Source organism: Peribacillus sp. NPDC097224 (genome assembly GCF_044761985.1).
Classification (GTDB): domain Bacteria; phylum Bacillota; class Bacilli; order Bacillales; family DSM-1321; genus Peribacillus.
Window position 1 is genome coordinate 25,671 of the sequence record NZ_JBIWDK010000007.1, and the last position, 13,024, is coordinate 38,694.

Genomic DNA, 13,024 nt, shown 5'->3' on the forward strand with positions numbered 1-13,024 from the left:
GTGCCTAGTTGTTCGGGATTTTCTATATCGAAAGAGAACTCTTTATAAATTAATTTATGTACGAAAAGTGGGCGCAAATAAAAAAAGTCTCATTATCATATCCATTCGATCTTCCTAAACTTTTAATGCCGAACGAATAGCCGCGAGCACGAAGGTCGCAGACAAAATGGCAAACGGGACAAAGTTCATCCCCTACAGCAAGGAATTTGTGCAAAATAAAGTCCAGAAAGTCCAAGGCTCAATCAAGGATATGAGCAAGGCCATCGGGAAAGTGGAAGTGCCAATTGGGGTTAAGGTTAGGACAGTAGCCGATACGACTGGAAATACTTATAAAGTTATTGGTGTGGATAAGACGTCGGTAAAGGATCTTGCGCAGAAGATTACGGCGAAGGGTGAGGGTAGTAAGGCTGTTGCTGTAACTAAATATGGTAGTCATTTTTTAGAAGAATTCAAATTGAAACCTAATGTACAATATGAAACGAATGGATATTTATATCAAACAGATGATTTAGGAAGAATTAAGAGAGTTTCCGGAGAATTAACTTTAGAGATGGGAGAGCGTAATACTAAACATCAGTTAGCTGCTGGGGGGGAAGATAGAGTTAAAGCTCCTAGTACTCAAGGAGATCATGGCGGACATTTAATTGGTACGCAATTTAATGGGTCTCCGCTTATTGATAACATAGTTGCAATGAACGAGTCGAACAATAGAGGAACAAGAAGATGATGACTATTTTGCCAATGCGGTTAACATACAAACCGTGGTGGTTTTGGGTACCTGGTGGCCACTAGAGCCTTTCACCAAATGACTTATGAAGTAAACTTCCCCCTCTATTGAATCAGTCGAATATATATAATTGACATTGAGAATCATTTTCATTTATAGTGAAGGTATAGTGAAAAAAGTTCTCAATTAGGAAGGTGAGAGGAAGAAGGTACTTATCGGTTTTTTATCCGGTACTACCGAGAATATGGCCGTAATTATGAAGAATTGCCTGACAACTGTAGGCTGAAAGTATATACGGAGAGGCTGGATACCGGAGAAGTAGATACTTTAAAGGAGTTTGATTTGACCCTTTATCGGTGTATATACATGGAATAAAGAGGAATGCCCTTATGAAGCAATCGAGTAAATCTTGCGCGAAATGAAGATTATATGTTTGAGTTCGGGCGATTTGGGTTATAGAAATCCTTGTGACGCGATACAGATTTTTTTAGAAAAAATGAAAGAATGCTGTGGTCATAAATTGTGATTGGATTCTTAAAGCCCATCATGAACCTACTACATATAATCAAGTAAAGAAATGCGAAGATTTTGCAGATCATGCTCTTATATGGGGAAGAGAAAGTGGAGATTTTTCCGTTCAATCGAATATGATGTATCCCAACCTAGGAGAGAGTCTGTTTATTTATGAAGGAGGGTTTTCATGAGAACCCAAATAGATAAAAAGGGAGAAGCCATCAAAGATCAGCTTATCCAAGAACTATTGAAATTCGGCATTTTCAAGAAAAACGATAAACAATTATATGAGTTACCAGTTATTGTACTTCAAAAAGAATTCAATCAGCTAAGAGGTGAATGGAAGAATGCCTAGAAGAACAAAATCATTTAATCAACTACTTAAAGAGAACCGAAATACTTTGCTTCAAGACAAACGTGAATTGGAACGAATCTTTATCAAAATCGATCAAAAAGCAACGGGTGAGGTTAAAAGCGATCGACAAGTACACTCGTCATGATATCCTTTGCTCACATATATAAGGAAACCGATAACAGTCTATGTTTCGGTTTTTCATATGCTAGACACCATATTTCTGATTTTGATAGTTGATGTCCAAATCAAAACAAACAGTGTCATGAAAAATGGCGCTTCTGCAGCAGCTGCATCCGGTTCATCCCTTGTATTTACGATAGGGACATAGTAATGGTTCTAAAAGGAATAATGAAAGCATATAAAAAAGGAACGGGTTCTACTCATGTGTAGAGTCCGTTCTTTTTTGTCGCGTGCTCCCATCACATCCAGGCATTATGGCAGAATCTCAATGGACAGTACGTAGGAGGGATACCATGTTAGTCGGTCATATCAAGGAAATCGTGCGGCACCCTGTTAAATCGTTTCGTGGGGAGAGCGTCCAAAAAACGAATGTCATGCAGTACGGGGTATATGGGGATCGCAGTCATGCGTTTTTGGATGAAACCAGGCCAGGTAAATTTTTGACCATCACTCAACACCAGAAAATGGTTCAATATCAAGCGCGATTTGTCGGGGAAGAGTCGATGTTTGCTTATCCCACAGTGGAAATTACCTCACCGGAAGGAAAGGTCATGGCTTGGGGTGATGAGGATTTACTTAGGACCATGGAAATGGAATCGAAACGGAAGATTTCTTTCATTGAGTATTCACCTACCCATGTACCATTGGGAGCGATAGAAGCGGAGCCTATTCAACTGGTGACGGACGCGTCCCTGAACGAATTACAAACGATATGGGGGAAAGACCATCTCGACCACCGACGGTTTCGGCCCAATTTCGTCATCTCGTTAACCGATAAAATCCCATTCATTGAACAAACCTGGTTCGGAAAACGGATGAGGATAGGCCGGGATGTGGAAATCGAATTAAGAAGGCCCTGTGAAAGGTGCATGATCATCACGGTCAGTCCTGACGATGCCGAGCGAGACCCAACTTTGCAAAAAACGGTCCAAAAGAATTGTGATAACCATTTTGGCGTGTATGCCTCTGTCACTCGAACAGGGGAAATAGGGGTCGGAGATGAAGTATTCCTTCTAGACTGAAAATAGGAACACTGCCTACTAATGATAAAAGGCAGTGTTATTTGGTTTTATCTCCAATTAACACATTACAATATTGGGAAAAATGGTAAAATAAAGGTGACTTATGCGGGGAGTTGTTTAGATGCGTCCTTATCCTACTTGGTTTACTTATGTGGTGAAATTACTTTGGTTGGCGGGGTTATTTGTCCTGCTTGTTGTCAGTTATACCCTTGGATTGACCATTCAGAAGAAAGTTGAAGCCACTTTTATCATCGAGCCACTTTTCTGGTTCGATAGCATGGTCCCCCTTGTGTTTGGTCTATACGTGTCCCTGCTTTTCGTGAAGGGATGGACATTCAAGCTTCATATGCCTCTTTTTATCTGCGTCACCCTTCCATGTCTGATTCTATCCTTATACGTACCAATCGTGTACACCTTTCTTCCAAGCGCAGCCTATTTTCCCGACCCATATTGGCTGCTTACAAGAGATAGCTTCAGGATCATACCGGTCGTAGCTGGTTTGACACTATTCACCAGCCTGTTCGGAGTGAAGCGAGATTCCATGTTTTATAAATGATGTTTAGGTGAGTGGTTGAATTATCGCGTTGGGCGGTTGAATAAATGGAATCTGTGGTTGAATTATTTACGTTGTGTGGTCGAATTATCACCTAGCATGGTTGAATTCCTACCCTTTGGAACGATTTCTCAGCTATAATTAGCACGGTTGGCTAGTTATCTAACTAGTAGCTTAAGGGGAATTGGAAAGAAGGAAAAAGATGAAGTTTAAACCAGCTTTTTATTACTTTTTAATCATGTTGATACTTTTAAATGCTAAAGCCATTACATTTCATAATACGCATCTTTTTTCACTAATGATTATCATGGTGTCGATCTTGCTTATTTTAATGAGTAGATTGAGGGTCTTGGAGGAAGATGGTCCTAAATCTAGACATATAATTTTAGGCTTTGTATGTGCCCAAGGAGTTTATTATATGGAAAATTTTTTAATGAATTAAATGTAATAACGCTTACGAAAAAGGTACACCTATATGCCATGTGAAAAATGAGCTTGGAGCTAGAGAACCAAGCTTATTTTTTTGTATCTAATTCTATTGATTAACATGTTCTTCTCATCTTCTTCCTCAGCTTCTGTAGGTTCGTTAATAGTATGTTTGCTCGGTTTGTAAAAATGAGCCACAAAAATCCCATTAATGGTAAAATTATTAAATAACCGACTTTTTTACTTACATAGAGGAGGAACAAAATTGAAAAGCAGAATTCTAGTTGTGGGCATGCTGTGCTTACTCTTTCTAATTGGCTGTTCAAAGTCGGAAGAACCTTCATTCGAGGATTTTTTTCACACCGAAATGGAAAAAACGAAGGATGAGTATGGGGATGAATTTGATTATGCCTATTCTCTCGTATATACAAAAGTCCATACAATGAACCAACATGATGATGCTATCGCCATTTTTACGGAGCATAATCCAAATGGAGACCAAATCTTTATTGCCTATTTAGAAAAAGAAAATGGGAAGTGGGAGTGGAAGCAAACAAGAGGCGCAGAATTTAACGATCCAGTCCAATGGTCTGCGATGAACGAAGAACCCTACATATACTCAGGGACGCTTACCGATGACTCCATTTCACATATGTTTGCAGGAGATGAACCTGCTGAAATCATCGAAGTGGAGAAGGGGAAAAGATTCTGGTACGCCATTAGCGATATTAAGGACGTAAAAGTAAAAGCGGTCAAAGAAGACGGAACCGAAGAAAATGTGGAAGAAATAGATGAAGGGAGAGTGAAAAAAGTTGAGTGAGGATCAATGCCCGAAATGTAACTCATACTCGATTAAGAAAGGGATACTTGGGACAGGGTTCAAATTTGTTCAAATGTTCTCCTATGATCATTTAAAGAATAAGCCGTCCAAGATTACCTCTCATTATTGTTCGAATTGCGGGTTCATCCTTGGTTCTTATGTGGATAACCCGTCCAATTTAGAACCAAAGGGGGATAAGTGAAGCTGGATTGCTTATGTGCACGACGGAAACCGTCCATATTGAAATTGGAAGCAGATATCGGCGCAGATCCGATATGGTGCCATCTCTGTGGCTGTAACCTGGATTTAGATGAAGTCCCCATTTCAGATGAACTGAAAATGGAGCTATCAGATTGGGTGAGAGAGTATGGAGACTGGATAGATTGGGAAACGGATATCATGCTTCCAGACGGAATGACTCTTGAAAAAGAACATAATGAAAAGGGATTACGATTAACGGAAAAAATCAAAGAAGAGCTGGATGGAAACTATAGAATTGTATTTTTTCCATCCAAAACGACCTGTATGGATACTCCCTGATCAACATGCTCCTTTAAGGGAGTATGGATTGACTGTTCTTTACTAAGAACAATTTGTCTGGCATCTTTACTGTTCCTTCTTGATAAGGTATGTTCCATTCGTACTTTTGAAAAGATAGTGGTAGGAGGAGATCATAGTGGAGGAAGCAAGGATTTCGAAAGAGAAGATGAAGAATATGCTCGTATGGATTTTCGTACTATGTCTGTTCGATGCTGTGGTAACCGATTTTGGCATCCAGGCAGGATACATAAGAGAACTGAACCCCCTCATGAAAGAAGTGTATCATTGGAATCGCTCCTTCTTCTACGGATGCAAACTGTTCCTTCCTTTGCTTCTCTTGTGGATCTATCCGCAGTTAAAACGTAGAAAAGTGGTGAATGGCGGAATCTTGCTTTGTTTGGTAGCGTATGCCGCCGTCACGGTATACCATTTCTTCTGGATGTTACTGGTGATGAAAGGCAGTTAGACTGATAAAAAGCCGGAATTGACCGATATATCATGTGAATTGACCGATAAAAGCAATAAATGACCGATAAATACCAAGAATCGACCGATAAAAACAAAACAAACAAAAAAAACGAATAATTGTCCGTTAAGACAATTACTCGTTTTATGGAATGGTTTAATTGTTATTGTTATCGCTGCGAGCTTTTCCGCCCTTTTCACCGATTTCTTGGTAAAACTCTTTGTCATGATTCTCGGAGGTCGCTTCTCCGCCTTTTTCACCAATCTCTTGATAAAACTCTTTGTCGTGATTTTTTGAAGTTGCTTCTCCACCTTTGCGACCTGCTTCTTCCCGACTCATTTTGTTATTGTCAGCTATGTTAATCACTCCTATAAAAGTTTTTTGTGTTGCTTACAGTATCATGTATATCCTAATCCACACTCTAGTAAACTAGTATTTTGAAAAAAATACATATTATATTGAAAGGAGAGTCGATTTTTTAAATAGAAACGTTTAAATGGCGCTCATTTGAGCGCCATTGTCATTTGTCAGATTAAAACTAATTGTATGCTAGTCCAGTTCGTATAAGTGAAAAAGATGACCAGTACATTCTTGGTCATGTTGATCAGAATCCGATTATTCCTGAACTCCATTTCCTTATTCTCTTGAAGAAAAAAAGGTAAGGTAATGCGATGTGGGAATCTTTCAAGGACCGTCAAGCCAATCCAGATGATCAGACCAAATAGTGGAAGGGCAAGTACGCTTTCCTTTGAACCCAAAATACTCACTTTCCCGAACGAATTAAATTGAAAGGGTATTTGACTTGGTAGAGAAGACCATTCCGTCATTATGTATACAACACTTGAAATAAGAAATAAGAGCGAAATGATATCTAATATCATTTCTATTAGCGTTCTTTTGCGTTTAACTACTAACCGCTGCTGTTTAATCTCCCTCATCTCCGTTTCAAAATAATAAACTTCCCGGCGTCTTACTTAAAAGTGGAATGTAGCGGACCACTCTCCTATTTTAGCACGGGGGAAGGGACGAAGTATGATGTAAACCTCCCAATCAAAAAAATAAAGGGACCATACGGCAACCTTGTTCAATTTAAAAAAACAAAAAACCTTAGGAGAGGGGGCCTAAAAAGGCGGTCACCTAAGGGATCGTGAGCAGGTAAATACCTGACTCTTTTTCCATTATACTCCTTTTGAATCGGAAGATAAACACCCCTTCCTCTAGGTTACAATAAAAAATATATTTTCTGTATGTTCATCACTCCATTTATATCTGTTATGGTGCGAATGGATGGTATTTTTGATGCCTGTGTTTTTCATGGAAAAAAGGACTTGGAATTAATTTGGGAAAAATGATAAACTAGCTATATCAGTGTGTAGAGATATTGGTCTTTCTTTTGGGGGGCCAAAAATATATGTCTCATGATACGTCTGCCATCTGAAATATTTTTTTATATGGGAGATGGATCGATATGCACGGGGAAACAAGATTACCAAGAGGCGGAAAAGAATTTATATTGTTTTTAGTCATCATTTCCATTCTTTCTGTCAACATTATCGCACCACTTATTATGGCATTTAAATTTGGATTCACGAAGGACGTGTATGTTGATACGTTAAAAGTGATTCCGTTTGTTTGGGTTTGTGTCATTATATTGGTACCATTTGTGGTAAATCCACTTGTTACTAAGCTTGTACAAAAGTTTGCTGGACCGACGGACGGCTTTAATGCACGGGTGCTGTTCACGATATTATTTAGCGTGACCATCTTGTCCGTTTTACTGACAGTTATCGGATCTTGGATTGGCATGGGGGAAATTAGCTGGAAGCCGATTTATACGTTCTTTTATGACTGGCCACGTAACTTCTTTATCGCATTCTGGGTTGAAACGTTGATCGCTCAACCAGTAGCCAGGTTTGCCATGAAGAAATTGCATGAAAGTCAAGCACGTAAAGCCGTAAATGCTTAAATCCCATACAGTACCACTCATATAAGCCGATTGATTTTATTTTAAAATCAGTCGGCTTTTTTGATGGGGTCTTTAGAAAAGGTATGGAGAACCCGTCCATCGAGCGTATAATAATAGAAGGTATTGTGTAGAGTACAAGCTATCCATACAGGGATTGCAAGAGTGATTGGGGGAGGCAGATCATCATGGAATTGTTGATTACCATGACGGAACGGCTCGGGATCATCGTGACGATTGCCTTTATCGTGACCCGTTTTCGTTTCTTTCGACAAATGTTGAATGAGGATCATTTTAACCGGAAGCAACAGGTCAAAGCCATTTTGTTCTTTGGGGTGTTCGGCATCATTGGCACCTATACCGGACTGACATTGAGTCCCGAATCACTTGAGTTCAACCGATGGGTCGGGTCTGTCGGGGAAGATGAGGCCATTGCCAACTCCCGCGTGATCGGCGTTGTACTTGCCGGTTTATTCGGGGGATGGCGCATCGGACTTGGTGCTGGGATCGTCGCGGGGATTCATCGTTTTGCATTGGGAGGATTCACGGCGCTTTCCTGTGGGGTCGCCACGATTCTTGCCGGGCTGCTTGCGGGTCTTTTTTATAAGAAAAACAAACATGTTAAACTTTCCAAGGCTTTAATGATTGGGGCTCTCGCCGAAGCGATGCAGATGTTCATCATTCTTCTTCTGTCGAAACCGACCGAACAGGCCTTTTCCCTTGTCGGGCATATTGGTATTCCGATGATTATCGCCAATGGCCTAGGCAGTGCCTTGTTTCTATTAATCATCCGAAGTGTTCTGAATGAAGAGGAGAAGGCTGCTGCTTTGCAGGCACAGAAGTCATTGAGGATTGCAAGGCAAACCCTCGGGTACATGCGCCAAGGTATGAACGAAAAGTCGGCTGCCGCGGTATGCCGGATTTTGTTTGATGAAGTGAAGGCAAGTGCCATCGCGATAACCAATGAAACGAAGATCCTCGCCCATATCGGTTTGGGGGATGACCATCACTCGCCGGGACGGCCGCTCCAGACAGAAATCACGCGCCAGGTGATCGAAGGTGGGGAACTGATCGTAGTGGGAAAACGGGATATTCATTGCCAGGTTTCCGATTGTCCGCTAGGGGCGGTCATCATTGGTCCTTTAAAGAAAGGGAATCAGACAGTCGGGACGTTAAAGTTATATTTTCGCCATGAAAAAGAAATCAACAATGTGGATGTCGAGTTGATGTCAGGGTTGAGTATGCTCCTCAGCTATCAACTGGAAGTGTCACAGCTCGATGATGCACAAAAATTGGCACAAGAAGCGGAGATTAGAGCCCTTCAGGCGCAAATCAATCCGCACTTCCTATTCAATGCTTTAAATACGATCAACTCGTTAATAAGGATTGATCCAAACAAGGCAAGGAAAATGCTGCTTCACTTATCCCAGTATTTCAGAAAGAACCTAGCCAGTACGACGGTGGAGTGGACGACCTTATCGGAGGAACTTTCACATCTTCAAGCGTATGCGAATATCGAAAAAATGCGGTTTGTCGATAAGCTGCACATTCATTATGAAGTGGGTGAAGATGTTCTCCATGCGAAGATCCCGCCGCTCATCCTCCAGCCATTAATCGAGAACAGCATCCATCATGGGTTTAAAAACAAAACGGAAAACTGTTCGATACATATTCTTCTTGAAAAAGAAACGGAAGCCTCGATTAGAATCGTCATAAGGGATAATGGGGCTGGTATCGAGCCAGGTCAGTTACAAAAGCTTGGCCAAGAAATCGTTGAATCCAAAAGCGGGACAGGCCTTGCCCTTTATAATGTGAACAAACGGCTTACGATGATGATGGGGCAGCAATCGGCCTTGAAGATTCGGAGTGAACCAGGAAAAGGCACGGAAATATCCTTTCGCATTCCAAAGTAAATGAAGAAAGTGGGGAAGAACATGAAATCGGTCATTCGGACACTTGTCATAGATGATGAACGTTATAGCCGCGAGGAATTGATTCATCTGTTGAAGCAGCATCCCTCCATCGATATAATCGGCGAGGGTGAATCTGGGGAACAGGCCATCGTCTTGGCGATGCAGCTGCAGCCTGATGTGATTTTCCTCGATGTGGAGATGCCGCTCATGAATGGGATGGAGGCAGCGAAGGCCCTCCAGGAATTGAAGAACGTCCCGAGAATCGTCTTTGCGACTGCCTATCCTCAGTTCGGTGTGGAAGCCTTTCGTGTGGATGCGGTGGATTATCTATTGAAACCGTATGATGAAGAACAATTGGCAGAGACGGTCAGCCGCCTTGAAAAACTATTCTTAAAGAAAGAGGAGAATAGGCCTGTCAAAAGCGCCGGAAGACTGGCTGTCGAAGTGGAGGGGGAAATCCTCTATGTTCATCCTCATGACATCATGTACATTTCACGGGAAGAAAAGGTATCGAAGATCGTCACGGTCGACCATGAATATGAAGTGAAAACGACGATGAAGGAATTAGAAGAACGGTTACATGAATTCCCATTTTTCAGAATTCATAAAAGTTATCTGGTGCATTTGAATTATGTATTGCGTCTTACCCCCTGGTTCAATGGGGCGTACCAGCTTGAATTGAAAGGACGGGACGAAATGCTGTCCGTCAGCCGGACGTATGCCAAAGCTTTTCGAGCGGCCTTGGAGTTATGATAGGTAAGAAAGAATCTGATATGAATCCAAGCGTGACTCTCAGATTCTTTCTCGTATACATGTGACAAAATTTTGAACATTTTACACGTTAATTCGACATATGAACCTCTTACCCTCCGAAATCGACATGATAATAAGAATTCAATCTTTTCTGTCAATTCATCGTTTATACTATATGTAAGCGATTCCAAGGAGGGCATAGACAGATGTATACATTTTTAGGTGGAGTCATTCTATTACTAATCGGATATTTTACATATGGTAAATTCATAGAGAGAATGTTTGGTGTCAAAGCGGACCGACCGACACCGGCATATGCGAATCAGGACGGCGTCGATTATTTGCCGATGAGCACGAGTAAGAATTCATTGATCCAATTATTGAACATCGCAGGGGTCGGACCCATTTTCGGTCCAATCATGGGAGCTTTATATGGACCTGTTGCGTTTATCTGGATCGTGCTTGGCTGTATCTTTGCAGGGGCGGTTCATGATTACCTAACTGGCATGATTTCAATCCGGAACCGTGGAGCGCATTTACCGGAACTTGCGGGTAAATTCCTCGGCAGAGTGATGAAGCATGTTGTCAATGCATTCGCCATCCTGTTATTAATTTTGGTGGGTACGGTGTTTGTCACGTCCCCAGCATCCTTGCTTCATAACTTGATGAATGGCACGGTGAGCCTGACGCTCATCACGGTAGCCATTTTCCTATATTATATTCTGGCGACACTTCTGCCCATCGATAAAATCATCGGACGCTTTTATCCGATATTCGGGGCTTTATTATTAATCAGTTCCGTCGGAGTGGGTGGAGCCTTGATCATCCAACAAGCGCCGATACCGGAACTAACGTTATCCAATCTACATCCTGATAACCTGCCGATTTTCCCGTTATTGTTCCTAACGATTTCATGTGGGGCACTATCAGGCTTCCATGCAACACAATCACCGATCATTTCACGTACGACTCAAAATGAAAAACAAGGCCGGAAAATCTTCTATGGAATGATGATTGCAGAAGGAATCATCGCCATGATCTGGGCCGCGGCTGCCATGAGCTTATTCGATGGACCAGTCGGATTGAACGAACTACTTGCAACAGGTGGAACGGGATTAATCGTAAGTGAAGCGGCAAAAGTAACACTTGGAGCGTTATTCGGCACCATCGCCGTACTTGGAGTCATCGTCTTGCCGATCACGTCCGGAGATACGGCTTTCCGAAGTGCACGGATGATCATTGCCGATTATGTGAAGTTTCCGCAACTGAAAATGAGCAGCCGCTTAGTCATCGCGGTTCCGCTGTTCGTCATTTCCATTGCCTTAACGCAAATCGACTTCAACATCCTATGGCGCTACTTCTCATGGGCTAACCAAGCAACAGCCGTCATCGCCCTATTCGTAGGAGCCATGTACCTGTACATCGCGAAGAAGAATTACTGGGTGTCCTTATTGCCAGGAACCTTCATGCTATATACGGTTTTGGTCTATATCCTAAACGCCCAAATCGGTTTCCGATTATCGATGGATACCTCCTATATCATCGGAGCCATCGTCAGCGTCATCCTGGTCATCACCTTCTTCGTCGCAGCGAAAAAACAACGAGCCGCCAACATCCCGCTCGAAGAAGACCTTTCGTATTATAAGAAAACTGCTTAAAGAAAAAACGCCACTTTGGCGTTTTTTTTATATTCAGGTAGGATTTTCGAGATAGAATAGATTGACAAAAATATTTATTTATGCTATAATTTACAGTTAAAATTTTTGTGTGTATAATGAGGTTCTCCTGGCCAGGGGAATCTTATTTTTGTTATACGGGGGATGAATGTATGAAGAAGAACGAATCAAGTATGACTTCCTTAATATCAGCCTTTGGTCGGGCTTACCATAGTCAATACGACACACCCAAAATTTTTGATGATTTTATTGTAAAAGATTTAATTAGCCAAAAAGAATTTACGGATATTCAAGAGAACATGATTAAAGGCATTCCATTCTTTAATGATAGCATAGCAAAGAAATTTCAAGATGATCCAGATGAAATTTTAAAATGGATTACACAAGTTCAACTTTCTCCAACTCCTTTAGCACGTGCTGCCTATTGCGAAAATGTAGTACGCCATGAAATCGTGCTGGGCGTTCAACAGTATGTCATCTTAGGAGCGGGATTAGATACCTTTTGTTTCCGACACCCGGAATTAAACGAAAGCATCGATATATTTGAAGTGGATTATCCAGCTACACAAGACTTTAAAAAGATCAGGCTAGAAAATGCAAATTATCAAATCCCGGATACCCTTCATTTTGTTCCAATGGATTTCACCCGACCATTTGCCATTCAAGATCTTATTGGAAAAGGTTTCATGCCTAACAAAAAAACCTTTCTTAGTCTTTTAGGTGTTTCATATTATTTAACAAAAGAAGAACATGCCAATTTGATTAATGAATGGTTTGCCAAGCTACCTTCAGGGAGTTCGATCGTATTTGATTATGCAGATGACAACCTTTTTGAAGAAAAAGGGCTGTCCAATCGAGTGCAAAATATGGTTCAAATGGCATCAGCTAGTGGCGAGCCCATGAAATCATGTTTTACTTATGAAGAAATGGAGAAAATGTTAGAAAACTCAGGTTTACTCATCTATGAACATTTATCACCTGTTGCCATTCAAAATAAATTCTTTGGTGGTCGAACAGATTATTTGTCTGCATTCGAAACCATTCATTACATCCATGCTGTGAAAAAATAGTATGTCGCAAGAACTAGAACCTCCCAATCTCTCTATGATGGGGAGGT

The 13,024-nt window shown here is 41.3% G+C and carries 14 protein-coding genes and 1 pseudogene; 13 read left to right on the forward strand and 2 right to left on the reverse strand.

Annotated features, from left to right (window positions below; genetic code table 11):
* Positions 1–166 precede the first annotated feature (166 nt).
* From ACIQXR_RS14045 to ACIQXR_RS14080, 8 genes are all read left to right on the forward strand, one after another.
* Positions 167–727 carry a DNA/RNA non-specific endonuclease gene (locus ACIQXR_RS14045; protein WP_402873261.1) on the forward strand — a complete coding sequence of 187 codons (561 nt, stop codon included), beginning with the start codon at positions 167–169 and terminating at the stop codon, positions 725–727.
* Between the two features lie 700 nt (positions 728–1,427).
* Positions 1,428–1,595: a Fur-regulated basic protein FbpA gene (locus ACIQXR_RS14050; protein ID WP_402957416.1), complete on the forward strand. Its 168-nt coding sequence runs from the start codon at positions 1,428–1,430 to the stop codon at positions 1,593–1,595.
* Positions 1,588–1,740 carry an FbpB family small basic protein gene (locus ACIQXR_RS14055; RefSeq protein ID WP_402873267.1) on the forward strand — a complete coding sequence of 51 codons (153 nt, stop codon included), beginning with the start codon at positions 1,588–1,590 and terminating at the stop codon, positions 1,738–1,740. Before ACIQXR_RS14050 ends, ACIQXR_RS14055 begins: the two co-directional genes overlap by 8 nt.
* Before the next feature lie 328 nt (positions 1,741–2,068).
* Positions 2,069–2,797, forward strand: coding sequence for an MOSC domain-containing protein (locus ACIQXR_RS14060; protein ID WP_403080199.1), 729 nt, complete (start codon positions 2,069–2,071; stop codon positions 2,795–2,797).
* A gap of 121 nt (positions 2,798–2,918) precedes the next feature.
* Positions 2,919–3,353, forward strand: a complete 435-nt coding sequence (locus tag ACIQXR_RS14065; protein ID WP_403080200.1) for a hypothetical protein — start codon at positions 2,919–2,921, stop codon at positions 3,351–3,353.
* Positions 3,354–4,041: 688 nt separating this feature from the next.
* Positions 4,042–4,596, forward strand: coding sequence for a hypothetical protein (locus ACIQXR_RS14070; protein WP_403080202.1), 555 nt, complete (start codon positions 4,042–4,044; stop codon positions 4,594–4,596).
* 198 nt (positions 4,597–4,794) lie between these two features.
* Positions 4,795–5,136, forward strand: coding sequence for a hypothetical protein (locus ACIQXR_RS14075; protein ID WP_402987060.1), 342 nt, complete (start codon positions 4,795–4,797; stop codon positions 5,134–5,136).
* Between the two features lie 136 nt (positions 5,137–5,272).
* Positions 5,273–5,602: a DUF5658 family protein gene (locus ACIQXR_RS14080; RefSeq protein ID WP_403080204.1), complete on the forward strand. Its 330-nt coding sequence runs from the start codon at positions 5,273–5,275 to the stop codon at positions 5,600–5,602.
* Positions 5,603–5,764: 162 nt separating this feature from the next.
* Here ACIQXR_RS14080 and gsiB read toward each other — a convergent pair.
* Both gsiB and ACIQXR_RS14090 read right to left on the reverse strand, forming a co-directional pair.
* A pseudogene (gene gsiB, locus ACIQXR_RS14085) lies at positions 5,765–5,959 on the reverse strand (glucose starvation-inducible protein GsiB); the annotation flags it as partial.
* 170 nt (positions 5,960–6,129) lie between these two features.
* The gene (locus ACIQXR_RS14090) at positions 6,130–6,429 is read right to left on the reverse strand and encodes a hypothetical protein (RefSeq protein ID WP_483878327.1); all 300 of its coding nucleotides are present in this window, start codon (positions 6,427–6,429) and stop codon (positions 6,130–6,132) included.
* Positions 6,430–7,070: 641 nt separating this feature from the next.
* Between ACIQXR_RS14090 and ACIQXR_RS14095 the strand changes: the two genes are divergently transcribed.
* The 5 genes from ACIQXR_RS14095 to ACIQXR_RS14115 all read left to right on the forward strand — a co-directional run bounded on the left by ACIQXR_RS14095 (position 7,071) and on the right by ACIQXR_RS14115 (position 12,977).
* Entirely contained in the window at positions 7,071–7,568 is a 498-nt protein-coding gene (locus ACIQXR_RS14095) for a hypothetical protein (RefSeq protein ID WP_403080206.1), read from the forward strand.
* A gap of 182 nt (positions 7,569–7,750) precedes the next feature.
* The gene (locus ACIQXR_RS14100; protein WP_402873913.1) at positions 7,751–9,478 is read left to right on the forward strand and encodes a LytS/YhcK type 5TM receptor domain-containing protein; all 1,728 of its coding nucleotides are present in this window, start codon (positions 7,751–7,753) and stop codon (positions 9,476–9,478) included.
* A gap of 21 nt (positions 9,479–9,499) precedes the next feature.
* Positions 9,500–10,231 (forward strand): LytR/AlgR family response regulator transcription factor, encoded by a 732-nt coding sequence (locus ACIQXR_RS14105; RefSeq protein WP_402987052.1) that lies wholly within the window; start codon positions 9,500–9,502, stop codon positions 10,229–10,231.
* 206 nt (positions 10,232–10,437) lie between these two features.
* The gene (locus ACIQXR_RS14110; RefSeq protein WP_403080207.1) at positions 10,438–11,889 is read left to right on the forward strand and encodes a carbon starvation CstA family protein; all 1,452 of its coding nucleotides are present in this window, start codon (positions 10,438–10,440) and stop codon (positions 11,887–11,889) included.
* Between the two features lie 170 nt (positions 11,890–12,059).
* Positions 12,060–12,977, forward strand: coding sequence for a class I SAM-dependent methyltransferase (locus ACIQXR_RS14115; protein ID WP_403080209.1), 918 nt, complete (start codon positions 12,060–12,062; stop codon positions 12,975–12,977).
* The last annotated feature ends 47 nt before the right edge of the window (positions 12,978–13,024 follow it).

Coding starts and splice junctions, on each gene's coding strand:
- ACIQXR_RS14090 (WP_483878327.1), bottom strand. CDS start 6,429: ATGACGGAATGGTCTTCTCTACCAAGTCAAATACCCTTTCAATTTAAT.
- ACIQXR_RS14115 (WP_403080209.1), top strand. CDS start 12,060: ATGAAGAAGAACGAATCAAGTATGACTTCCTTAATATCAGCCTTTGGT.
- ACIQXR_RS14050 (WP_402957416.1), top strand. CDS start 1,428: ATGAGAACCCAAATAGATAAAAAGGGAGAAGCCATCAAAGATCAGCTT.
- ACIQXR_RS14055 (WP_402873267.1), top strand. CDS start 1,588: ATGCCTAGAAGAACAAAATCATTTAATCAACTACTTAAAGAGAACCGA.
- ACIQXR_RS14095 (WP_403080206.1), top strand. CDS start 7,071: ATGCACGGGGAAACAAGATTACCAAGAGGCGGAAAAGAATTTATATTG.
- ACIQXR_RS14045 (WP_402873261.1), top strand. CDS start 167: ATGGCAAACGGGACAAAGTTCATCCCCTACAGCAAGGAATTTGTGCAA.
- ACIQXR_RS14065 (WP_403080200.1), top strand. CDS start 2,919: ATGCGTCCTTATCCTACTTGGTTTACTTATGTGGTGAAATTACTTTGG.
- ACIQXR_RS14110 (WP_403080207.1), top strand. CDS start 10,438: ATGTATACATTTTTAGGTGGAGTCATTCTATTACTAATCGGATATTTT.
- ACIQXR_RS14105 (WP_402987052.1), top strand. CDS start 9,500: ATGAAATCGGTCATTCGGACACTTGTCATAGATGATGAACGTTATAGC.
- ACIQXR_RS14060 (WP_403080199.1), top strand. CDS start 2,069: ATGTTAGTCGGTCATATCAAGGAAATCGTGCGGCACCCTGTTAAATCG.